Below are 22,137 nucleotides of genomic sequence, written 5' to 3'. Positions count from 1 at the left end.
GCAAGCACCTCACTTAAAGTGTTATCTTTTCTATTGTAACAAATTGGGGTCAACACAAACATCTATGGTTGATATGAGTGGATAATTATGGTGGTAAAGACTGACTAGCGTAGTGTTTTTCCGGAGCGGTCAGTAGTTGGGAAAAAAAGTTTTTTGAAACCTTTGTTAGAGCTGTCCGTATTGTATAAGGAAGGCTTTTAACGGAAAACTTTAATAAATGCTTTGCTAAGGAGGCTAAGCCATGTTTAAGTTCTTTAAGCGAGTTTCAACAGTTGTTGGTTCGGAATTGAATGCGATGATTGACAAAGCGGAAGACCCGGTGAAAATGCTTGATCAGTATATGCGTGACATGGAAAGCGATATACGGGAAGCCGATTCAGCAGTTGCCAAACAGGTCGCCAACGAGAAAATGCTTAAACGAAAAACTGATGATGCACAGGCAAAAGTGGAGAAACGTCAGAATCAGGCAGAGCAAGCAATAGAGGCTGATGATGAAGACTTGGCAAAACGCGCATTGGAAGATAAAGCTGATTTAGAACATCAGGCTGAATTACTGAAGGAGTCGTGGGAGCAGGCGAACCAAGATACGAGCGAATTACAGCATAAACTCGATGAGATGAAAAAAGAGTATCAGCAGATGAAATTAAAAAAAGATGCGCTTCAGGCCCGGGCTGAAACTGCAAAAACAAAGACAAAAATGAATCGTACAATGTCAGCCATAGGCAGTGATGATTCCAGAAAAGGATTTGAGCGGATGGAAGAAAAAGTGTTGCAGTATGAAGCTGAGGCAGACACGAGTGAGGACTATTCACATGAAAGCCGTTCGCTGGACAAAGCGTTTGAACGATTGAATACAAATAATAGCAAGGTTAATGATGAATTGGCCGAGCTGAAAAAGAAAATGGGCAAAGATTAATTGTATTTCAATCATAAAAACGTTTGGATATTTATTTATCTGAGCGTTTTTTACATAAACCCATCCTTTTAATGATTAAAAAAAAGCCGAAGCGGGTAAAGGAATTTGGAACATGTCTATCGAATGTATAGCGTGGAGATTATATATAAAAGGAGCGATAAACATGAAAGTATCTTATCATGGCCATTCAATTGTTCGGGTGGAAACAAACAATCATAAGATTTTAATAGACCCGTTTATTTCAGGTACAGACGATTGTGATCTCGATGCAGAATCAGTCGAAGCAGACGTGATACTGTTGACACACGGTCATAATGACCATGTCGGGGACACTGAGGCTATTGCTAAACGCAATGATTCACTTGTCGTTGCTCCGAATGAACTGGCTAACTATTTAGGCGGGAAAGGTCTGAATACCCACCCGATGCACATCGGCGGTGCGCATGAGTTTGACTTCGGTAAGGTGAAACTCACTCAGGCATTTCACGGCTCATCTTATACTGAAGAAGATGGAACGATTATTTACACAGGCATGCCAGCCGGAATTCTTCTCACAATTGAAGGCAAAACGATTTACCACGCTGGTGACACCGGGTTGTTCAGTGACTTAAAACTGATCGGTGAGATGAACAAAATTGATCTTGCATTTCTGCCGATTGGAGATAACTTTACAATGGGACCGGAAGATGCCCTTATTGCCAGCGATTGGATTAATGCCAAGACTGTCGTTCCGGTTCATTACAATACATTCCCGGTAATCGAACAGGATGCTGAAGCATTTGCTTCCAAGGTAAAAACCGGTGAAGGCAAGCCAATGAAGATTGGGGAAACAGTCGAATTATAATAAAAAACGTGAGCCGGCGTGCTCACGTTTTTATTTTTTTGTCGTTTTTAGGTGTGGACCGTGCTATAATAACTTCACGAATTGTATCAAAATTTAATAAGGAGTATTAAAATGACACCTCATCTAACTCTAACCCTTCTATTTTTTCTGCTTGGCCTTGTGTTTGGCTCTTTCTTTAATGTCGTCGGGTTACGTGCCCCGCAAAAACTTCCATTTACGGCTGACCGCTCCATATGTCCCCATTGTAAAAATCAACTGTCATGGTGTGAGCTAATCCCACTTTTGTCGTTTATATTTCAGTCAGGCAAGTGCAGGCACTGTCAACATGGCATTTCTATTATGTATCCCGCCATTGAGCTTATAACTGGTTTACTCTTTGCCTTCGCTTACATAAAACTGGGACTGCAAATTGAATTAATCGCTGCATTATTATTAATAGCGCTGCTTGTAATTGTGTTCGTTTCAGATATGCGCTATATGCTTATTCCGAATAACGTTTTGCTTTTCTTTTTTCCTCTTTTTATTTTAATTCGTATTGTCAGTCCGCTTACACCCTGGTGGTCTCCTATCATGGGGGCTTTAACTGGAGGCGCAATCATCGTTATAATCATTTTGGCCAGCCGTGGAGGAATGGGAGGCGGTGATATGAAGCTTTTTGTAATTATAGGAATTGTGCTGGGACTTGATAATACATTGCTCACTTTATTACTAGCCAGTGTGTTTGGAATGGTTGTGGGCGTGGTGCTGCTATCCTTGAAAATCATTAATCGAAAACAACCGGTGCCATTTGGCCCGTATATTGCTGCTGCAGCTATTGTGGCGTATTTTTACGGGGAGCCCATAGTGGCGTGGTATTTTAACTTTCTCAGCTAATATAATCCCTTATGCAAGTTCTTTATCCCTCGCTAATTTCATAAGTTAACAGCAGGGAGGCGATATGTATGCGGCATTATGCCATCTTACGTTTATTGTTGGCAGGTTTTTTCCTATACATCGCATGGCCATTTATACCGGAGGCCATCATTCAGGAAGCAGTCCTTTTTTGGGGTGTGTGGCTCGGGTTCCTTATACTGGTGATTGGTGCAAATTTTGCAACACTTTTGCAAATGACTGAACCTCCGATTATGGAACAGGAGAAATCCAAAACCCGTGAAAGGGCTTAATCATTGAGCTTTCGCTGTATCAACTGTATAATAATAGTTAGGATTAAAGACTAGTACAGTTGAAAGTCGGTGAATCAAATGGCTACGAAACACGAACAAATATTACAACATATATTATCGCTGGAAATCGGTCACAAAATTTCGGTCAGACAAGTTGCCAAAACACTGGACGTTAGTGAAGGAACAGCGTATCGTGCCATTAAAGAAGCAGAAAACCAGGGGATCGTCAGTACCATCGAACGTGTCGGCACGATCCGTATTGAACGGAAAAAGAAAGAAAATTTTGAACGGCTCACATTTGCAGAGGTTATTAAAATAGTGGATGGCCAAGTACTTGGGGGACGTAAAGGTCTTCATAAATCGTTGAATAAATTCGTTATTGGAGCTATGCAACTGGACGCTATGATGCGCTACACTGAGGCCGGTTCACTGCTTATTGTTGGTAACCGGGTCAAGGCGCACGAATTGGCATTGAACGAAGGTGCAGCCGTTTTGATTACAGGCGGTTTTGACACGAATGGTGAAATTAAACAACTGGCGGATGAGAAAGAACTGCCGATTATGTCTACAAGCTATGACACGTTTACCGTTGCTGCTATGATTAACAGAGCGATTTATGATCAGCTTATTAAAAAAGAAATTGTGTTTATTGGTGACATCTATACACCATATGATGAATCGTTATTTTTATACACGAAAGACAAACTTGAACGCTGGTATGAACTAAATAAACAGTCGACACATACCAGGTATCCGGTTGTCGATGCGAAGGAACGTGTCGTTGGCATGATCACTTCAAAAGATGTGATTGGCAAAGATATGACCATGCCGGTCGAAAAAATTATGACCAAACACCCTATTGCTGCTCAGGAGAAGACTTCGCTGGCTTATGTTGCCCACATGATGGTTTGGGAAGGGATTGAAGTCGTGCCAGTTGTGGATCATTCCAACAAACTGAAAGGGGTTGTATCCAGGCAGGATGTATTGAAGGCGCTGCAGCAGATTCAGCGGCAGCCACAAACCGGTGAAACGATTGATGACATCGTTTCCAGCAATCTGTTACCTTCTGAGGAAGATGACACAATTTTTCACGCGCAAGTGACCCCTCAGATGACAAATCAACTCGGTACGTTGTCAAATGGTGTGTTTACAGCTTTGATAACGGAAGCGAGCAGCCGGATCCTGCGTCATTACAAAAAGGGTGACCTGGTTGTAGAAAACTTGACGGTTTATTATTTGAAGCCTGTCCAAATCGACAGTCAGTTGACGATCAGACCGAACATACTTGAAGCAGGTCGGATATACGCCAAGATGGACGTTGAAGTTTATAATGGTAAAAAGATGGTAGGGAAAGGTTTGCTGATGGCACAGCTGATCGACAAGTAGAATAGGGCCGTTATTTGCGAAGGTTAGAAGCAACAGAATTTTTATCATAAAAAAAAGGTTGGGACATTATTGGGTTTTCCTTAACGAAAACGCTTTTGTCCCAACCCTCTTTGATTGACTCAATTAATAGCAAAGATCATTGTTGCGGGTTTAATCGTCTCCACTCACGTCTATAGTGCTTCGTCTCTTTGATTCCGGAATATAAATGCGTGCCGCCGAAAATCAAAAATATGATGCCGACAAATAAAGACAGCCTTGTTTCATAAAATATATATTGGTTAATGGCGAAAAAGAAAATAAAACTCCCAAGACAAACACGGGATTTTGCGTTAAAATAAGCTTGGGTCAAACCATCATCGGTCTTTAAAATGGCGACTTTGTAATAAACCCAGAAAACAAGTGACAGTACAATAATAATAGGAAAAATAATCATGTGATCGACTCCTGTAGTTCATCAATTTAAACAATACCGGTAAACAAGGAACTGTTCTTGAATGCCTGATAAGTTTAACATTCAGAGGGAAAAGCGCTCTGCTGAATGAAGTTTCTCTTAATTATACCTCGTTTTAAATACTTTCGAAAGTGATATCAATAATTAAATATGATAATAGAAGGAGAATATAATGAGTACCCAAGCAATCATACAAGCGATAAAGGCATATGATACGATTATTATCCACAGACACGTGCGGCCTGATCCGGATGCATACGGTTCCCAGGCAGGACTGAAAGAAATGATACGAAAGTCTTTCCCTGAAAAAAATGTTTATATCGTAGGTGAAAGTGAGCCCTCTTTGGAATTTCTGGCTCAAATGGATGAGATAAGGGATGATACATATAAAAATGCGCTGGTAATTGTTTGTGATACAGCTAATGCTGCCCGCATAAGTGATCAGCGCTTTGATTTAGGGAATCAGCTTATTAAAATTGATCACCACCCAAATGTGGACGCATTCGGTGATGCATTATGGGTGGATACATCTGCCAGTTCAACTTGTGAGATGATTTATAACCTGTATCTTGCAGGAAAAAACGATGGACTCACTTTATCGGACGAAGCAGCGCGTCTTATATATGCAGGCATTGTCGGCGATACGGGAAGATTTTTATTTCCGAATACGACAAAAAAAACATTTCAATATGCTTCAGAACTTGTGACTTATAACTTTGACCGCCCGGCCCTTTATGATGGTCTTTATCGAATAAAAGAAAACATCGCCCGGCTGCGCGGTTATATTTTGCAGCATTACCAACTCGCCGAATCGGGTTTAAGCTCGGTCAAACTTTCAAAGGAACTTCTGGACGAATATGGTGTCAGCTCAACGGAAACCGGTCAGCTCGTTGGTGTACTCGGTGATATTGAAGGCATAAAAGCCTGGGCGTTGTTTATTGAGGAAGACGAACTGATCAGAGTCCGTTTACGTTCCAAAGGCCCATCTATTAATGAAATAGCTGCTAAATATAATGGCGGGGGACACCCGATGGCTTCCGGTGCGACAGTTTACACGTGGGACGAAACTGCAAATCTTATAAAAGATTTAGAAGAAGTGTGTGCGGAATACAACACATAATGACCAAGAAAGAGCCATTTCCTAATACGGAGACAGCTCTGTCACATGCGGGTTAATCCGCATTACATGTTCTAGGAGCTTTTCTGTGCAGGAAGCGGGATAAACCAGCAACCGGTATTTGTCTGATCGCAGACAACATTAAGGTTTTCGCGTTGAATCTGCTGCTGTACAAGACGGGTTAATTCAGCCGATTCGGTATAAGCATTCTTGCCTTCTTTCAGTCGTTCGATCTTGGCGTCACGCAACCGTCGCTTGTTAATAACTAACATAACAATCCAGCCTCCTTTTAGTTTTGGAATAGAGGAAGTTTTCCTCTATTTATATTATACCCAATATTCGCTGAATCGTATTATTATACAGCGAGGTTTCATGAAACGTTCACATTTCTCGAAAATTTCTTCATTAATGTGTCGCATTACTCGGCTATGTTGGCTTCCACTGATATTTTTACGGTGGGAGTCAGGTATAGCTTTTCAATCGTGAATTGGAATTCAAAATCATCAATCGAAAAAACTTTGTTTTCGATTGTGGCTTCTAACAGACCATCACTCTCTGCAATAATGGATAGATCTTTGCCGATAATATGATTAATTTCCTCCTTCATTAGTTCTTCGAGGTCGTGTATAATCAGTTTATCCGGCAAATCTTCTTCATTAACAATTGTTATATCGATCGTTTCCACTTTTACCGGTTCCTTTGCCTTTTCATCAAGATTTTGATTATCTTCCAGCAATGCATCGTTTTGCTGTTTTAATTCACGTACTTCAGATTTAAGATCGCGGTTCTCCTGCAGTAGTTCTCCATACATATTTCCGTGCATATAAACAAATATAAAATATGCAACGACTGCTCCGGTAAACGCACCGACAAGAAAGCGCTGAAAAGATGACTTTTTATAGTATGGGGGGATATGCATTATCCGACATCCTCCTGAATCAGCCAGCTAATAATAATAATACCGGTTTTCACCCCGCCCATAGCTGTTAAAATAAGCATAATCTGTTTAAACAAATCAAATGTGGAGCCGTCCAATACGCCTTTTTCAAAATTAGCGATCGCATCGAAGGTCCCCCCGATTGCGGCTACGATTGCCCAAATTCGTAACCTGTCAGCAATTCTGCTCATTTGAGCGAAAGGGGCATCCCCGGTGACAAACCCGCCGATGCTGCCAATAATTGATCCACCGATAATGACACCAAAAGCGATAAAAAAACAGTGAATGAGTTGAGCGATAAACCGTTCTTCCATCATTATAGACTCCTTGTCTGTATACTGGTTCATTTTATGAATGAGTCGGACAAGATATACCGGAACTGGCAAAAATGTATAGAATGCAGTTTTAAACTGGATTAGCTATAATAAGAGTATAACCATAAAAAGGGAGAAGTGGGATAGCATGTCGTTTACGCATTTGCAAATCCGAAGCGGTTACAGCTTCATGAACAGTACCATTACCGTGGAAAAACTCACCGAAAAAGCGCATGAACTGCAACTTAATGCGCTGGCCTTAACAGACGAACATGTTTTGTATGGTGCTATCCCATTTTATAAGGCATGTCTTGAAAAAGGTATTAAGCCTATCATTGGAATGCGTGTCGAGATTGCGGCAAATGAGGCAGTAGATACATGCATTCTTCTGGCCAAAAATAATGCAGGCTATAAAAATCTGATGAAGCTGAGCACAGACATTCAATTATCCGGCAATGAACGTGTTGAACACTCTGATTTGAAGCGTTTTAGCGGGGACCTGATTTGTATTGTTGTCACAGTTGAGTCCAGTATTGGAGCTCAATTACAGGAGGCGTCTTATGCACAGGTTAAAGAATATTTAGATTACGCGTGGGATATGTTTGACCGGGAAAATTTTTACCTCGGTGTGCAAGATCATGGGCTGGAGGAAGAACGGCATGTGAACCAGGCAATAAAAGCATTCAGCGAAACATATCAGACGAAAGCCGTATTATTGAACGATGTCCGATATTTAAACGAAAAAGATGCCATTGCTTTTGATTGTTTACGTGCGATGAAGCAAGATCGAAAATGGCCGCTGCGCATCGTGCATTCCTCGTCTAAACAACGGCATTTACGTTCGGAGACAGAGGTCCGGCAACATTTGGGCATAGATTGGCCTGAGATTATATCTGAAACAACTATCATTTCAGAAAAATGTAATGTCACGTTGGACTTTAACAAGCGAATGCTGCCATCGTATCCAGTTCCAGAAGAGATGGATGCGAATAAGTATCTTGAAAAACTGTGCCGCACTAATTTACACGATAAATATGAGACGGTTACTGAAGAGGTTGAAGAGCGGCTTGTCTATGAGTTGAACATCATCCAGTCAATGCAATTCAGTGATTATTTTTTAATCGTATGGGACTTTATTAAGTATGCCAAGGAGCAACGTATCCTGGTGGGGCCCGGCCGTGGTTCTGCTGCGGGGTCGCTGGTAGCCTATGTGCTCGGTATTACTGAAGTTGACCCGATTAAATATGGATTACTGTTTGAGCGGTTTTTGAACCCGGAACGCGTTTCAATGCCTGATATAGATGTCGACTTTTCAGATCGCAGGAGAGATGAGGTCATTGATTATGTCCGCAATAAATACGGTACGCAGCATGTGGCTCAAATTGTTACATTTGGTACGTTTGCTGCCCGTTCATTACTTCGGGAACTGATTAAAACATTGGATGTTGATGAAGGCGACAGTTATTATATTTTAAAGGAAATCCCGGTACAGGCAAAACATTCCATAACTGCATATGTGCGTGAATCTGAAGATCTGCAAACGTACATACGACAATCGGAAAAGTTAAAAGCTTTATTCACAATAGCATCCAAACTTGAAGGAATTCCGCGTCATATATCGACACACGCTGCCGGTGTTGTTATCAGTGAGGATCCATTGGGAGAGCACGTCCCATTGACTGCAGGGAGTCATGATACATATCTGACGCAATATGCCATGAATGACCTTGAAGCAATCGGCTTATTAAAAATGGATTTTTTGGGTCTCAGAAATCTGACTTTGCTTGAACGTATATTAAAAACCATCCGCTTTTCGACCAAAGATACGATTACACTACCGGCTATTCCGTCGGAAGATGTACCGACGTATCACTTATTGCAACAGGGGAAGACAAACGGAATCTTCCAGCTTGAATCACAGGGCATGAAACAAGTGCTGATGAAACTAAAACCGACAACATTTGAGGATATCGTGGCGGTCAATGCGCTCTATCGTCCCGGTCCTATGGAGAATATACCAGTCTATATTAACCGTAAACATGGTAAAGAGCCAGTTAAATATCCGCACCCCGATCTGGAGCCAATTTTAAGTAATACTTACGGCGTGCTGATTTACCAGGAGCAGATTATGCAAATAGCACATAAAATTGCCGGCTTCACCCTGGGTCAGGCAGATATTTTAAGGCGTGCCGTCAGCAAAAAGCAACAAGAAATCATGGCAGAGCAAAAAAGTGCTTTTATTGAAGGGTGCATACGGAACGGGTACACCCAAGCTGTAGCAGAAGAGATTTTCCAATGGATCGTTAAATTTTCAAATTATGGTTTCAATCGAAGTCATGCGGTAGCTTACAGTCAAATATCATACCAACTTGCGTATTTAAAGACACATTACCCGGCGAGTTTCTTTGCCGAACTAATGAGTTCAGCCGGAGGACAGCACGATAAGATAAGCGCGTATATGAAAGAATTAGGCGGGCATGGTTTAACTTTAGCGCCGCCATCCATCAATAAAAGCTTTGGGAAGTACTCGGTTGAGAATCGGCAAATCAGAATCGGCTTTATGTCAATCAAGGGGATCGGCAATCAGGTTATAAACGAAATAATCGAGGAGAGAAAAAACGGGGTTTTTAAAAGTTTATTCGACTTTTGTCTGCGTGTATCACTTAACGTTATTAATCGCAGGACATTGGAAACGCTGATTATGGCAGGAACTTTCGATGAATTATATGATAATCGGGCAAGCCTCTTGGCATCAATCGATCAGGCTTTGGAACAAGGTGAGTTATTTAAGGAATTTAATAATCAATCAAGTTTGTTTCAGGATAAACTGGAATTGGAAGAAAATTATGTTGCCATAGAAGATTTCAGTCTTATGAAGAAATTGAGTGATGAGAAAGCACTTCTTGGCATATATATATCAAGTCATCCTTTCGCCAAATACCGGGGACTTCTTAAATCAGCCGGCTATATAACCATGGCCGATGCACCAAAAATGGTGGGAAGAAGAGACGTGAAGAGTGCAGCAATCGTCCAAAACATCAAAACGATACGGACTAAGCGCGGGGACCCAATGGCTTTTTTAACAATCGGAGATGAAACAGATGATATGGAAGCTGTCGTTTTTCCTGACTTATACAGAGAGGTTCATCGATGGCTGGCCGAAGAGACGCTTGTCGAATTCAGCGGAAAAGTTGAAAACCGAAATAACAAAATACAATGGATTTTGAATAAGATGAGAACATTTGACGAAGCGAATTGGGAAGTTGATCAGCACAAGCGCTTGTTTATCAGAATAACAGATGAAAATAGTGAGGATGCGTTTACTGCTATTAAAAAAACAGCGAGGGAAAGTCCCGGCAATACACCAATCATCGTTTATAACCAAGCTGAAAAGAAAACATACAAATTATCATACGCTTATTTGGTGGCGCCCGATGAGAGAGCGTTGAACGCTTTGAGAGGCTATTTTGGGAGCAGTAATGTTGTCCTTGATACGGTAAAAGCAACGTAAGATGGTCTGATAATCTATGTCAGACTATCTTTCTTCTTTACACATAAAAGCCATCTGTTATAATGAAATCACTAAGTGGTCAGACCACCCTGCCAAACTTATCTTTCTGGAGGCGGGGTTTTTGCCTTATCTGCACTAAAATTTACTATGTCAGCAAGATTGGAGCATAACTTTTCAGAAACCTTATAAGGAGTGAACTGTGTGCCTAACCTTAGAGACGAAGCATTACACATTCATAAAGTGAATCAAGGAAAGCTATCAACTGAAGCAAAAGTACCTGTCCGGAATGCAAGAGATTTAAGTTTAGCATATTCCCCGGGTGTTGCAGAACCGTGTAAGGAGATCTATGATCGGAAAGATGCTGTATATGATTATACGATGAAGGGCAATATGGTTGCTGTTGTAAGTGATGGTTCAGCTGTTCTTGGTCTTGGAAACATTGGAGCTGAAGCATCTTTGCCAGTGATGGAAGGAAAGTCTGTACTTTTCAAGAGTTTTGCTGGAGTGGACTCATTTCCGATTTGTCTGGACTCACATGAAATCGATAAAATTGTGGAAACTGTAAAGCTGATGGAACCCACTTTCGGCGGTGTCAACCTTGAGGATATTGCAGCACCAAACTGTTTCATTATAGAGGAAAGACTGAAAAAAGAAACAAACATTCCAATATTCCACGATGATCAGCATGGCACAGCAATTGTAACGGTCGCGGGACTTATGAATGCTTTGAAACTCTCCGGAAAGTCCTTTTCAGATATTAAAGTAGTAGCCAATGGTGCTGGCGCTGCCGGCATTGCAATTATTAAATTGCTGCATAATTTAGGTGTTCGCGATATGATTATGTGTGATTCCAAAGGCGCTATTTATGAGGGCAGACAGTATGGCATGAATGATGTAAAAGAAGAAGTTGCCAAAATGACTAATAAAGACAAACAAGAAGGTTCCCTCGAAGACATATTGGAAGATGCTGACGTGTTTATCGGTGTGTCAGTTGGTGGTTTGCTGTCAAAAGAAATGGTGGAAAAAATGCACGACGACCCGATAATCTTCGCTATGGCAAATCCTGATCCGGAAATTTTGCCTGGTGAGGCAAAAGAAGCAGGCGCTAAAGTAATCGGTACCGGCCGCTCTGATTTTCCAAATCAGGTCAATAACGTCCTTGCCTTTCCGGGAATCTTTCGTGGTGCTCTGGATGTCAGAGCGACACGCATAAATGAAAGAATGAAAATCGCTGCGGCTGAGGCAATAGCCTCACTTATCACCGAAGAAGAATTGTCCGAAGACTATGTTATCCCGGCACCGTTCGATCCAAGGGTAGCACCGCTTGTAGCTTCGAGCGTCGCAAAAGCAGCAATGGAGTCCGGTGTGGCACGAATTAATGTCGATCCTGAGGAAATAGCCGAGAAGACACGAGCTATGACAAAAATCGATGAAGAATAAATCAGGTCCTCCGGCAGGTTAATAGAAGATGAATGCCGGGTTGGCGGAAAATAAGCATCCTCTCCCAGTGATGCTTATTAATTGCTGAGAACCGAAAAAGGAGTGACGCCGGCTGTGTCCATTTCGCCAAAACGAAAAGTATATCAGGGTATTTTACAGGAACTTCGCAAATATATCGATGCCCATGACTTAAAGCCGGGGGATAAGCTTCCTTCTGAGCGTGAGCTGGCTGAGACTCTGGAGGCGGGACGCTCGTCGATTCGAGAAGCATTGCGGGCGATGGAATTATTGGGTTTAATTGAAACAAGACACGGTGAAGGAACATTTCTAAGTCAATATCGCCCATATCACTCTGTCGAAGTCCTGTCATCGTTTATTCTTCAAGGGGCGAATACACGGCAGGATCTGTTGTTTGCCAAAAAAATCATCGAAAAAGAAGCCGCCCGCATAGCGTATACCCATATTGATGAGGAAGATATCGAAAGCTTGAAGGCTATCGTTCAAGATAATGTGTTAAGCAGTGAGGAGAAGCACGTTGCTTTTTTTCAATACTTATTTTATAAGACGGAGAATTTGCTGCTTGCCAAAGTGTGGCAGCTGATGGATGAATTTTCGTATACCATTTCCAGTCTCTCATATGACGAATCGTTCTATGAGCAACTTCTCCAACTATACCAAAATAAAAACTTTAAAAAAATTGAAGATCTATTTTATCCCGCATCTGACTGGCAGTAAGACCCTCATCGGTTGGGGGCGACTGCCATTAATGTCCGATTCGTTATGGATTGCCGGCCGTTTTTCGTACGGCTGTAGAAATAGTGATTAGCTCGCCCGTGTTATAAAGGAGGAGGAATACCCTTGCTCAAGGATTTTTTTGGCAGGAAAAGAAAATATGCTGCCATCCCAAGTGAACAAAGTAAACTCGATATTCCGGAAGGGTTAATGAAGAAGTGTACAAACTGTCATAAAATCTATTACCGGAAAGAGATGAACAAGAATTTCAATGTTTGCCCAAATTGTGATTGCCATCATCCATTAACAGCCTGGGAAAGAATCCATTCTCTCTTTGACCAAGGAACGTTCGAGGAATGGGACAAGCAACTTACAAGCACAAACCCGCTGCAATTTCCCGATTATGAGGAAAAGGTAGAAAAGGACCGGCAAAAGACGGGGCTGAATGAAGGTGTTGTTACTGGAAAAGGTCAGATTGGTGGTCAAATGACCGCATTCAGTGTCATGGATTCAAGCTTCCGTATGGGCAGTATGGGATCGGTAGTGGGGGAGAAGATTGCCCGTGCAATTGAACGCGCTAACGAGCAGTCACTTCCTTTCATTATATTTACTGCATCGGGCGGTGCGAGAATGCAGGAAGGCGTTTTAAGCTTGATGCAAATGGCCAAGACATCTGTTGCTATAAAACGTTTTTCTGAGGCCGGAGGGTTAATGATTTCTGTGATGACACACCCGACTACTGGGGGTGTGTCGGCAAGTTTTGCATCAATCGGTGACTACAACTTTGCTGAACCGGGAGCTCTTATTGGTTTCGCAGGCCGCCGGATTATCGAACAAACAATTAATGAAGCGTTGCCTGATGATTTTCAAACCGCTGAATTTTTATTAAAGCATGGCCAGCTTGATAAAGTGATTCACCGCCATGAGATGCAATCCATGCTTTCAACGCTGCTTTCCATGCATCAGAAAGGCGGAGAGGATTTATGAAACACGTACTTGATTTTGAAAAACCGATCGTTGATTTAAAAGAAAAAATTGCGGAATTAAAGTCATTTACCAGTGATAGTGATATCGACTTAACCGAAGAAATCAGCACCCTTGAAAATCGGCTGGAAGTACTGGAAAATGATATATATGGCAACCTGCAGCCTTGGCAGCGTGTCCAAATGGCGCGTCACCAGGAACGTCCGACAACATTGGATTATATTGAAAAATTATTTACCAGCTTTATTGAGTTTCACGGGGACCGATTATATGGAGATGACGAAGCGATTGTTTCAGGTGTTGCTTATTATAAGGGTACCCCTGTTACTGTTATCGGGCACCAGCGGGGGAAAGATACGAAAGAAAATATCCGACGCAACTTCGGCATGCCTCATCCTGAAGGTTACCGAAAGGCGCTAAGACATATGTATCAGGCTGAAAAATTTAACCGGCCTGTGGTTTGTTTTATCGATACTAAAGGTGCTTACCCCGGAAAAGCTGCGGAGGAACGGGGGCAGAGTGAAGCGATTGCCCGCAACCTCATGGAGATGGCTGGTCTTAAAACCCCAATCATCTGTATCGTGATTGGTGAAGGCGGAAGCGGGGGCGCCCTTGGTTTAGGCGTGGGGGATCGGATTCATATGCTTGAGAACTCCACCTATTCAGTTATTTCGCCTGAAGGTGCTGCCGCATTATTATGGAAAGATTCCGGTCTGGCTCAGCAAGCCGCTGAAAATATGATGATTACGTCGTATGATTTGAAGCAGCTGGAGATTATTGATCAAATAATCCCGGAACCCAGGGGTGGAGCACATCGTGATGTGAAATCGCAAGCGGAGAATATCGATATTGTGCTGGAACAGTCACTCAAGGAACTGAAAGATGTCGATGCCGGCGAATTGCTTGAAAAAAGATGGGAAAAGTATAATAAAATGGGTGACTATAAAGAGATTTAGAAGAGAGGTTGACATGGTCAGCCTCTTTTAAACTTCCAGTATAAATAATTGATATTTGTTTTATTTACAATTATCGTGGAAGTAGTGACTATAAACTCGGCATGCTCTTTTTGTGATAAACGGATAGGTACAGTTATGCCGGGCATAAGCAACAGACAAGAGGTGACAATATGAAGAAAATCGGTGTTTTGACAAGCGGCGGCGATGCGCCTGGCATGAATGCCGCTATACGTGCGGTAGTACGGAAAGCAATTTTTAATAATATTGAAGTATACGGTGTTAAAAATGGCTTTCAGGGTTTGATAGACGGCAATATAGAGAAAATGAACATTGGCTCCGTTGGTGATATTATTCAACGCGGCGGCACTATATTGCGGTCTGCAAGATGCAAAGAATTCCGGACTGAGGAAGGCCAGAATAAGGGTATTGAACAGATGAAAAAACATGGGATTGAAGGGCTGATCGTCATTGGAGGCGATGGAAGCTTCCGCGGTGCGGAAAAACTGACGGAAAAAGGGTACCCGTGCATCGGCATACCGGGCACGATTGATAATGATATCGCTGGTACAGACTTTACAATCGGCTTTGATACAGCATTAAATACAGTTATTGAAGCAATTGACAAGATTCGTGATACGGCATCATCACATGAAAGAACATTTGTCATTGAAGTAATGGGGAGAGATGCCGGTGATTTGGCCTTATGGGCTGGTCTGGCAGATGGTGCGGAAAGCATCCTGATACCTGAGAAAAAAGACGAACTTAATGAAGTGATCGAGCGGCTGAAACGGGGCCAGGATCGCGGAAAGAAACACAGTATCATAGTCCTTGCTGAAGGTGTTGACAGCGGATTTAATTATGCTGAAAAAATAAAAGAAGCAGCTGGTCTTGAAACGCGGGTAACAGTGCTTGGACATCTGCAACGCGGTGGTTCTCCAACTGCATCCGACCGCGTGCTCGCCAGCCGTCTTGGTGCGGAGGCTGTGGGCTTGCTGCTTAATGGTGAGGCAGGAAAAATAGCCGGTATTCAAAATAATCAATTGGTCAGTCATGATATACCTGAAATTCTGGAAGAAAAGCATACGATTGATTTTAATATGTACCAATTGTCTAAAGAACTTTCGATTTAATGAGCTAAGGAGGCACTAGAATGCGAAATACTAAAATTGTATGCACCATTGGTCCTGCTTCTGAATCTGTTGAAACGTTGACAGAATTAATCGAAGCCGGAATGAATGTTGCCCGACTGAATTTCTCTCACGGTGATTTTGCCGAACATGAACAAAGAATTCAAAATATCCGCCAGGCAGCTGCACAAACAGGTAAAACAATTGCCATTCTACTTGATACGAAAGGACCGGAAATCAGAACAGGCAACTTCCTGAATGGTGAAGCCGAGATTGAAAAAGACAGTATTGTTTATGTCACGATGGATGAAGTCGAAGGAACTGCAGATCGATTTTCGGTTACTTACAGCGGGTTGATCAATGATGTTCATGAAGGGTCAAAAATCTTACTGGATGATGGCTTAATTGAATTGGAAGTTGTTGAGGTGGATAAAGAAAATAACGAATTGAAAACACAAGCTTTAAATTCCGGTACCATTAAAAACAAAAAAGGCGTCAACGTTCCGAACGTGAGGGTGAATTTGCCGGGAATTACAGACAAGGACGCGCGAGACATCGAATTCGGCATTGAACAGGGCGTCGATTTCATTGCGGCATCATTTGTGAGGCGGCCATCAGACATTTTAGAAATCCAGGAGTTGCTTGAAGCGCATAACGCAACACACATTCAAATCATTCCAAAAATTGAAAATCAGGAAGGTGTCGATAACATTGCATCAATTCTGGAAGTGAGCAATGGTCTGATGGTAGCAAGGGGAGATCTTGGTGTCGAGACACCGGCTGAAGATGTTCCGCTGGTGCAAAAGGAATTAATCAGTCAATGCAATACAGCCGGAAAGCCCGTCATAACGGCAACTCAAATGCTTGATTCGATGCAGTGGAATCCAAGGCCGACAAGAGCGGAAGCGTCCGATGTGGCGAATGCAATTTTTGACGGGACAGATGCTCTTATGCTCTCTGGCGAAACAGCTGCGGGCGAATATCCGGTTGAATCAGTAGAGACGATGCGAAATATTGCTATAAAAACAGAAACGGCATTGAATCATAAACACATCCTTGAAAATCGCTCTAAATCTGTCGACATGACCATCACCGACGCCATTAGTCAGTCAGTTACGCACACTGCTATGAATCTGTCGGTAAGTGCAATTATTACGCCGACAGAGAGCGGGCATACTGCCAGAATGATTTCAAAGTATCGACCGGAAGCACCAATTGTTGCGGTAACGTACCATGAAACGGTTAATCGTCAATTAGCGCTTGTTTGGGGCGTGCATGCGATAATGGGGAGCAAAGCTGAAACGACCGATGAAATGCTTGATATTGCAATTGATGAAGCCCTGGGAACAAACCTGTTTGAACGAGGAAGCAGAGTTATCGTTACAGCAGGTGTCCCGATTGGAGAAAAGGGCACGACCAATCTTATGAAAGTCCATGTAATAGGAGATGTAATGGCAAAGGGACAAGGCATAGGCCGAACCAGTGCTTATGGCAAGGCCGTTGTTGCCCGAAACGCCTCTGAGGCAATTGAAAAAGTAAACGAAAACGATATTCTTGTAACGTACGGCACCGACCGAGACATGATGGAAGCTGTTGAAAAAGCAGCGGGTATCGTTACCGAAGAAGGCGGCATTACTTCGCATGCGGCTGTGGTCGGACTTAGCCTCGGCATTCCGGTTATCGTAGGCGTGGAAGACGTCTATAATAATATTCAGGATGGTACGGATATCACAATCGATGGTGCGAAAGGGGATATATACAAAGGACACGCGCGGGTGCTTTAACGTTGCGCGCCCTGAGCGCTGTCGACTGACACTCTATTACCATTTTCCAAAGGACGAAAGGGAGAGCATGTATGAGGTGGCTATTACTTGCATTAATCGTGTTGCCTGCTATTGAAATAGGCGTATTTATTTGGGCAGGAGGTTTTATCGGTCCATGGTGGGTTGTTGCGTTAATCATATTCACTGGGGTTGCCGGTGTTTCATTCGCCCGAAAGGAAGGCCTGCAAGCATGGAAAAGAGCACAGGATGCGATAAATAACGGACAACCTCCGGGGTGGGCCCTGATGGACGGTATTTGTATATTTATCGGTGGCGTTTTACTGTTCGCGCCAGGGTTTATTACCGATATAGTTGGTTTTATATTAGTTCTGCCATTTACCCGGACCCCGTTTAAACGAATGATTGAAAAATTTTTGCGCAAACGGGCAGACAGAAATATGATAATTTACCGCAGATGGTAACTCACGCCTGCGGCTTCCCTTTCCTCTCCGGCGAAAAGGGGCTAATAAGGGTGACTTAGTCCAAAAGATGGAAAATGGAACGTAAGCCAGCTAAAATCACGTCTGGAAAACCAAAAAGACTATTGAATGTTATGACAATAAACCAAAAATGTTGCTGAATTTAAACGGTTTCAATTCACATTAGGCGAATAATACTTTATAATTGTCCGTGGGGATGACAATGTTATTTGTTAAAATATTGTCGAATGTAATTTAGTGATTACTTTTCATCCTAAATTAATGAGCAAATTCATAGAAAAAGGAGAGGGTTTGTTATGGTTTCAGCAAAAGGGCTTGAAGGAATTATTGCAACCGAATCGTCCATCAGTTCAATTATCGATGACCAGCTTACATATGTTGGCTATACAATTGATGACCTGGCTGAAAACTCCAGTTTTGAAGAGGTTGTTTATCTTTTGTGGAATTTAAAGCTCCCGACAAAGTCAGAACTTGATGAATTTAAAGCTGAATTAGCAGCTGAAATGGAACTTCCTGAGGCAGTTATTGAGCACCTGCGTTCATATGATTTATCAACTGTACATCCAATGGCGGCACTGCGGTCTGCAGTATCTATTCTGGGCTTGCATGATGAGGAAGCAGATGTGATGGATGAAGCTGCTAATAAACGAAAGGCTATTCGCCTCCAAGCAAAAGTGGCCACGATTGTAACGGCATTTGGCAGGATCCGTAAAGGTAAGGATCCCATTAAACCAAAGAAAAATCTGAGCTATGCTGCTAACTTTTTGTATATGTTAAACGGTGAAGAGCCACAGGATACAGAAGAAGAAGCAATTAATAAGGCGCTCATACTGCATGCCGACCACGAACTAAATGCCTCAACATTTACAGCACGTGTATGTGTTGCTACATTGTCAGACATTTATTCCGGCATAACCGCTGCTATCGGTGCACTAAAAGGACCATTGCATGGTGGCGCGAACGAGCGTGTTATGGAGATGCTGACAGAAATTGGCGAAGAAGAAAACGCCATTCCGTATATTAAAGAGAAATTTGCCAACAAAGAGAAAATCATGGGCATGGGCCACCGTGTATACAAAAATGGTGATCCACGCGCAAAATACTTGAAAGAAATGTCCAAAGAATTGACCAAGATTACCGGACAGTCAAAATGGTACAATATGTCTGTCAAAATAGAAGATTTTATCAAAGAAGAAAAAGGTCTGCCTGCTAATGTGGACTTTTATTCGGCTTCGGTTTATCATAGTTTGGGAATTGATCATGACCTTTTCACACCAATCTTTGCAACGAGCCGTATGGCGGGATGGCTTGCACATATTCTGGAGCAGTTTGATAACAACCGGCTTATCCGCCCTCGCGCAGAATATGTTGGTCCACAAACACAGCAGTATGTTTCAATCGAGAACAGGTAATAACACTGACTATTCATTTGCTGAATGAAGTTTCACCAACCATATGATAGACTGATGAGGTAAGAAGATGACTAGGAGGTATTTTCAATGACACAAGGCGAAAAAATTACTGTTGAAAAGAATGGGAAATTGAATGTGCCAAATCGTCCGGTTGTTCCATTTATTGAAGGTGATGGGACCGGCCCGGATATTTGGGCTGCGGCTCGCCGCGTAATTGAGGCTTCAGTTGATAAAGCATACAATGGCGAAAAAGCAATTGACTGGACTGAGGTTTATGCCGGACAAAAAGCTTATGATAAAACCGGTGAATGGCTTCCGGATGAGACGTTAAAAACAATCGATGAGTATAAGATAGCGATTAAAGGCCCGCTCACAACACCAATCGGCGGTGGTATTCGTTCATTGAACGTGGCATTGCGGCAAGAACTTGACTTGTTCACGTGTCTGCGCCCTGTCCAGTATTTCACTGGTGTCCCATCACCCGTAAAAAACCCTGAAGATGTTGACATGGCAATCTTCCGTGAAAACACAGAAGACATTTATGCGGGTATCGAGTGGCAAAAAGGCTCTGATGAAGTCAAGAAGGTCGTTAACTTTCTGCAAAATGAGATGGGTGTCAAAAATATCCGTTTCCCTGAAACATCCGGTCTGGGCGTAAAACCTGTTTCAGAAGAAGGAAGCAAACGTCTTATAAGAGCTGCTATTGACTATGCGTTTAATGAGGGACGCAAAAGTGTCACTCTCGTCCATAAAGGTAACATCATGAAGTATACTGAAGGCTCTTTCAAAGCATGGGGCTATGAACTGGCTGAACAAGAATACGGTGATAAAGTCTTTACATGGGCTGAGTATGATCGCATTGTTGAAAAAGATGGCAAAGATGCTGCAAATAAAGCACAGGATGAAGCAGTTGCTGCCGGCAAGCTTCTTGTTAAAGATGCAATCGCCGATATCTTCCTGCAGCAGATTTTGACGCGTCCAAAAGAGTTTGATGTTGTGGCTACGATGAACTTGAACGGTGACTACATTTCCGACGCACTGGCAGCACAAGTCGGTGGAATCGGCATCGCACCAGGAGCGAATATCAACTATGATACCGGTCATGCTATTTTCGAAGCGACACATGGAACAGCGCCGAAATATGCAGGCATGGACAAAGTTAACCCGTCATCGGTTATTCTATCCGCAGTTCTGATGCTTAACCATCTCGGATGGCGGGAAGCTGGCGACTTGATTATGAAAGCAATGGACAAAACAATTGCTTCTAAAGTCGTAACTTACGACTTTGCACGCATGATGGATGGTGCCAAAGAAGTAAAAACGTCAGAGTTCGGTGATGAACTGATAAAAAATATGGATTAACAGACAGCGAAAAACTTCTTTTTGCCATCAGGCGAAAAGAAGTTTTTTGTTTAATAAAATTCATACCAACAATGCAAAGCCGAAACGAGCTTTTCCCAGGGGCTATTGTTTCATGAAAACCATAAACTGCGACGTAGTGCTTGTTGATTTCCGTTCCAGGCAGTCGCTTTCCGCGGGCAACGCTTCAGCCTCCTCGGAAGAAAACCGCTTCCTGCGGGGTCCTCAGCTGTTGCTTTTCCCGCTGGAGTCGACTGTCTTCCACTCCAATCAACATTCACACGTGCTGTTTGTTACGTACCAAGAAAGTTAATTATAGAGTGCAACGCCAGCGAAGGAAATACATGCCGACTCCTGCGGGAACATAGGCATAGGTGAGACCCCCGCAGGGCGCAGCCCGAGGAGGCTCACCAGCCGCCCGCGAAAAGCGACGAGCCAAAACATCCACCGAATCCGCTGCGAGTTGCGAGGAGTGCCGACTGCACCGAATTTGCTTGCAACACGACGAGCACCAAGTGTATTTCCGGAGCGGTGGCATAGCAATAACTGAAATCAGAAGGAGGAATTTTCGCTGGTTCGCACTTTACATCAACTGTGAAAATCCAAGGAAAACGATTATCAACACATTTTTGGTTTAAATATTAAAAAGGTGTTGCTTTAAATTGAATAGGAAAACTCAGTCTTTTTATGGTATAATAGTAAGCGCTTACACTGTTTGGAGGTGGTTAAATGATCGGCAAGAAAAGAAAATTGGGCAAGAAAGTTGATGAACTGCAGATCGGTGACACATATACGGCTTCACGATCCATTGAAGATAAAGAGTTATTATTGTATCTAGGCCTTACTAATGACGCAAATCCTCTCTATATTCAGCATGATTATGCATCACAAACACCCTATAAACAGCCTGTCGCTCCATCACTGATGCTTTTTGGCATGGTGTCATCCATTGTTTCCATGCATCTTCCGGGTCCCGGCAGCCATATCACACAGCACGAAATGAAATTTTCTAAACCAGTCTATCACTATGCCGAAGTAACATTTAGACTTGAAGTAATAGCCATTGATGCGGATCAAAATGAAGTTACTTTGTCTGTCAATGGTTATGATGATAGCGGCGAGCCCGTTTTACACGGGAGGCTGAACGTTCAACCTGCTTATGAGCCTGAATCGCTGACCGGCCGTTCGTTGGAAAATTTCTTCTGACTTAAATAAACGTGCAGCT

Annotated in this window: 21 protein-coding genes; 17 read left to right on the top strand and 4 right to left on the bottom strand. The window is 42.7% G+C overall.

All coding sequences use genetic code 11. From position 1 onward, the window contains the following. Nucleotides 1-241 precede the first annotated feature (241 nt). The 5 genes from BMZ22_RS04145 (at nucleotide 242) to BMZ22_RS04125 (ending at nucleotide 4,309) form a co-directional block, all read left to right on the top strand. Nucleotides 242-916: a PspA/IM30 family protein gene (locus BMZ22_RS04145; protein ID WP_090081873.1), complete on the top strand. Its 675-nt coding sequence runs from the start codon at nucleotides 242-244 to the stop codon at nucleotides 914-916. A gap of 163 nt (nucleotides 917-1,079) precedes the next feature. Continuing rightward, complete coding sequence (locus BMZ22_RS04140; protein WP_090081871.1) at nucleotides 1,080-1,760, top strand: metal-dependent hydrolase; 681 nt, start codon at nucleotides 1,080-1,082, stop codon at nucleotides 1,758-1,760. A gap of 111 nt (nucleotides 1,761-1,871) precedes the next feature. After that, nucleotides 1,872-2,633, top strand: a complete 762-nt coding sequence (locus BMZ22_RS04135) for a prepilin peptidase (RefSeq protein ID WP_090081868.1) — start codon at nucleotides 1,872-1,874, stop codon at nucleotides 2,631-2,633. A 68-nt stretch (nucleotides 2,634-2,701) separates the two neighbouring features. Further along, nucleotides 2,702-2,923: a hypothetical protein gene (locus BMZ22_RS04130; RefSeq protein WP_090081865.1), complete on the top strand. Its 222-nt coding sequence runs from the start codon at nucleotides 2,702-2,704 to the stop codon at nucleotides 2,921-2,923. Between the two features lie 78 nt (nucleotides 2,924-3,001). Further along, nucleotides 3,002-4,309: a DRTGG domain-containing protein gene (locus tag BMZ22_RS04125; RefSeq protein WP_090081861.1), complete on the top strand. Its 1,308-nt coding sequence runs from the start codon at nucleotides 3,002-3,004 to the stop codon at nucleotides 4,307-4,309. 136 nt (nucleotides 4,310-4,445) lie between these two features. Here the strand turns inward: BMZ22_RS04125 and BMZ22_RS04120 are convergent, their stop codons facing one another. Further along, the gene (locus tag BMZ22_RS04120) at nucleotides 4,446-4,742 is read right to left on the bottom strand and encodes a YtpI family protein (protein ID WP_090081858.1); all 297 of its coding nucleotides are present in this window, start codon (nucleotides 4,740-4,742) and stop codon (nucleotides 4,446-4,448) included. 190 nt (nucleotides 4,743-4,932) lie between these two features. Between BMZ22_RS04120 and BMZ22_RS04115 the strand changes: the two genes are divergently transcribed. Next, complete coding sequence (locus BMZ22_RS04115; protein ID WP_090081855.1) at nucleotides 4,933-5,880, top strand: DHH family phosphoesterase; 948 nt, start codon at nucleotides 4,933-4,935, stop codon at nucleotides 5,878-5,880. Nucleotides 5,881-5,951: 71 nt separating this feature from the next. Here the strand turns inward: BMZ22_RS04115 and BMZ22_RS04110 are convergent, their stop codons facing one another. The 3 genes from BMZ22_RS04110 to ytrH all read right to left on the bottom strand — a co-directional run bounded on the left by BMZ22_RS04110 (nucleotide 5,952) and on the right by ytrH (nucleotide 7,128). Continuing rightward, the gene (locus BMZ22_RS04110) at nucleotides 5,952-6,149 is read right to left on the bottom strand and encodes a YtzJ family protein (protein WP_090081851.1); all 198 of its coding nucleotides are present in this window, start codon (nucleotides 6,147-6,149) and stop codon (nucleotides 5,952-5,954) included. A 146-nt stretch (nucleotides 6,150-6,295) separates the two neighbouring features. Next, nucleotides 6,296-6,796 (bottom strand): sporulation membrane protein YtrI, encoded by a 501-nt coding sequence (gene ytrI, locus BMZ22_RS04105; protein WP_090081849.1) that lies wholly within the window; start codon nucleotides 6,794-6,796, stop codon nucleotides 6,296-6,298. Further along, nucleotides 6,796-7,128: a sporulation membrane protein YtrH gene (ytrH, locus tag BMZ22_RS04100; protein ID WP_090081844.1), complete on the bottom strand. Its 333-nt coding sequence runs from the start codon at nucleotides 7,126-7,128 to the stop codon at nucleotides 6,796-6,798. Before ytrH ends, ytrI begins: the two co-directional genes overlap by 1 nt. Before the next feature lie 148 nt (nucleotides 7,129-7,276). Here ytrH and dnaE point away from each other — a divergent pair, with 148 nt between their 5' ends. The 11 genes from dnaE (at nucleotide 7,277) to BMZ22_RS04045 (ending at nucleotide 22,118) form a co-directional block, all read left to right on the top strand. Then, on the top strand, nucleotides 7,277-10,639 hold the full coding sequence (gene dnaE / locus BMZ22_RS04095; RefSeq protein ID WP_090081839.1) for a DNA polymerase III subunit alpha: 3,363 nt from the start codon (nucleotides 7,277-7,279) through the stop codon (nucleotides 10,637-10,639). A 201-nt stretch (nucleotides 10,640-10,840) separates the two neighbouring features. Continuing rightward, complete coding sequence (ystJ, locus tag BMZ22_RS04090) at nucleotides 10,841-12,079, top strand: NADP-dependent malic enzyme (protein ID WP_090081835.1); 1,239 nt, start codon at nucleotides 10,841-10,843, stop codon at nucleotides 12,077-12,079. A gap of 81 nt (nucleotides 12,080-12,160) precedes the next feature. After that, nucleotides 12,161-12,814, top strand: coding sequence for a FadR/GntR family transcriptional regulator (locus BMZ22_RS04085; protein ID WP_245745192.1), 654 nt, complete (start codon nucleotides 12,161-12,163; stop codon nucleotides 12,812-12,814). Between the two features lie 123 nt (nucleotides 12,815-12,937). Then, nucleotides 12,938-13,798 carry an acetyl-CoA carboxylase, carboxyltransferase subunit beta gene (gene accD, locus BMZ22_RS04080; protein ID WP_090081829.1) on the top strand — a complete coding sequence of 287 codons (861 nt, stop codon included), beginning with the start codon at nucleotides 12,938-12,940 and terminating at the stop codon, nucleotides 13,796-13,798. Continuing rightward, complete coding sequence (locus tag BMZ22_RS04075; RefSeq protein WP_090081826.1) at nucleotides 13,795-14,751, top strand: acetyl-CoA carboxylase carboxyltransferase subunit alpha; 957 nt, start codon at nucleotides 13,795-13,797, stop codon at nucleotides 14,749-14,751. Before accD ends, BMZ22_RS04075 begins: the two co-directional genes overlap by 4 nt. Nucleotides 14,752-14,921: 170 nt before the next feature. Continuing rightward, nucleotides 14,922-15,881: a 6-phosphofructokinase gene (gene pfkA, locus BMZ22_RS04070; protein WP_090081822.1), complete on the top strand. Its 960-nt coding sequence runs from the start codon at nucleotides 14,922-14,924 to the stop codon at nucleotides 15,879-15,881. Between the two features lie 20 nt (nucleotides 15,882-15,901). Then, nucleotides 15,902-17,662, top strand: coding sequence for a pyruvate kinase (gene pyk / locus BMZ22_RS04065; RefSeq protein WP_090081818.1), 1,761 nt, complete (start codon nucleotides 15,902-15,904; stop codon nucleotides 17,660-17,662). Nucleotides 17,663-17,733: 71 nt separating this feature from the next. Continuing rightward, on the top strand, nucleotides 17,734-18,123 hold the full coding sequence (locus BMZ22_RS04060) for an FxsA family protein (RefSeq protein ID WP_090081813.1): 390 nt from the start codon (nucleotides 17,734-17,736) through the stop codon (nucleotides 18,121-18,123). 314 nt (nucleotides 18,124-18,437) lie between these two features. After that, the gene (gene citZ / locus BMZ22_RS04055) at nucleotides 18,438-19,553 is read left to right on the top strand and encodes a citrate synthase (protein ID WP_090081810.1); all 1,116 of its coding nucleotides are present in this window, start codon (nucleotides 18,438-18,440) and stop codon (nucleotides 19,551-19,553) included. An 87-nt stretch (nucleotides 19,554-19,640) separates the two neighbouring features. Beyond that, complete coding sequence (icd, locus tag BMZ22_RS04050; RefSeq protein ID WP_090081807.1) at nucleotides 19,641-20,915, top strand: NADP-dependent isocitrate dehydrogenase; 1,275 nt, start codon at nucleotides 19,641-19,643, stop codon at nucleotides 20,913-20,915. A 726-nt stretch (nucleotides 20,916-21,641) separates the two neighbouring features. After that, nucleotides 21,642-22,118 (top strand): MaoC family dehydratase, encoded by a 477-nt coding sequence (locus BMZ22_RS04045; protein WP_090081803.1) that lies wholly within the window; start codon nucleotides 21,642-21,644, stop codon nucleotides 22,116-22,118. The last annotated feature ends 19 nt before the right edge of the window (nucleotides 22,119-22,137 follow it).

It is taken from the genome of Lentibacillus persicus (assembly GCF_900112705.1).
GTDB classification, from domain to species: domain Bacteria; phylum Bacillota; class Bacilli; order Bacillales; family Amphibacillaceae; genus Lentibacillus; species Lentibacillus persicus.
The sequence above is the reverse complement of the archived record's forward strand: the minus strand, read 5'-3'. Positions and strand labels throughout refer to the sequence as shown.

Coding starts and splice junctions, on each gene's coding strand:
- ytrI (WP_090081849.1), bottom strand. CDS start 6,796: ATGCATATCCCCCCATACTATAAAAAGTCATCTTTTCAGCGCTTTCTT.
- BMZ22_RS04115 (WP_090081855.1), top strand. CDS start 4,933: ATGAGTACCCAAGCAATCATACAAGCGATAAAGGCATATGATACGATT.
- BMZ22_RS04125 (WP_090081861.1), top strand. CDS start 3,002: ATGGCTACGAAACACGAACAAATATTACAACATATATTATCGCTGGAA.
- dnaE (WP_090081839.1), top strand. CDS start 7,277: ATGTCGTTTACGCATTTGCAAATCCGAAGCGGTTACAGCTTCATGAAC.
- BMZ22_RS04135 (WP_090081868.1), top strand. CDS start 1,872: ATGACACCTCATCTAACTCTAACCCTTCTATTTTTTCTGCTTGGCCTT.
- pfkA (WP_090081822.1), top strand. CDS start 14,922: ATGAAGAAAATCGGTGTTTTGACAAGCGGCGGCGATGCGCCTGGCATG.
- BMZ22_RS04130 (WP_090081865.1), top strand. CDS start 2,702: ATGCGGCATTATGCCATCTTACGTTTATTGTTGGCAGGTTTTTTCCTA.
- BMZ22_RS04110 (WP_090081851.1), bottom strand. CDS start 6,149: ATGTTAGTTATTAACAAGCGACGGTTGCGTGACGCCAAGATCGAACGA.
- BMZ22_RS04075 (WP_090081826.1), top strand. CDS start 13,795: ATGAAACACGTACTTGATTTTGAAAAACCGATCGTTGATTTAAAAGAA.
- BMZ22_RS04140 (WP_090081871.1), top strand. CDS start 1,080: ATGAAAGTATCTTATCATGGCCATTCAATTGTTCGGGTGGAAACAAAC.
- pyk (WP_090081818.1), top strand. CDS start 15,902: ATGCGAAATACTAAAATTGTATGCACCATTGGTCCTGCTTCTGAATCT.
- icd (WP_090081807.1), top strand. CDS start 19,641: ATGACACAAGGCGAAAAAATTACTGTTGAAAAGAATGGGAAATTGAAT.
- ytrH (WP_090081844.1), bottom strand. CDS start 7,128: ATGGAAGAACGGTTTATCGCTCAACTCATTCACTGTTTTTTTATCGCT.
- citZ (WP_090081810.1), top strand. CDS start 18,438: ATGGTTTCAGCAAAAGGGCTTGAAGGAATTATTGCAACCGAATCGTCC.
- BMZ22_RS04060 (WP_090081813.1), top strand. CDS start 17,734: ATGAGGTGGCTATTACTTGCATTAATCGTGTTGCCTGCTATTGAAATA.
- BMZ22_RS04045 (WP_090081803.1), top strand. CDS start 21,642: ATGATCGGCAAGAAAAGAAAATTGGGCAAGAAAGTTGATGAACTGCAG.
- BMZ22_RS04120 (WP_090081858.1), bottom strand. CDS start 4,742: ATGATTATTTTTCCTATTATTATTGTACTGTCACTTGTTTTCTGGGTT.
- BMZ22_RS04145 (WP_090081873.1), top strand. CDS start 242: ATGTTTAAGTTCTTTAAGCGAGTTTCAACAGTTGTTGGTTCGGAATTG.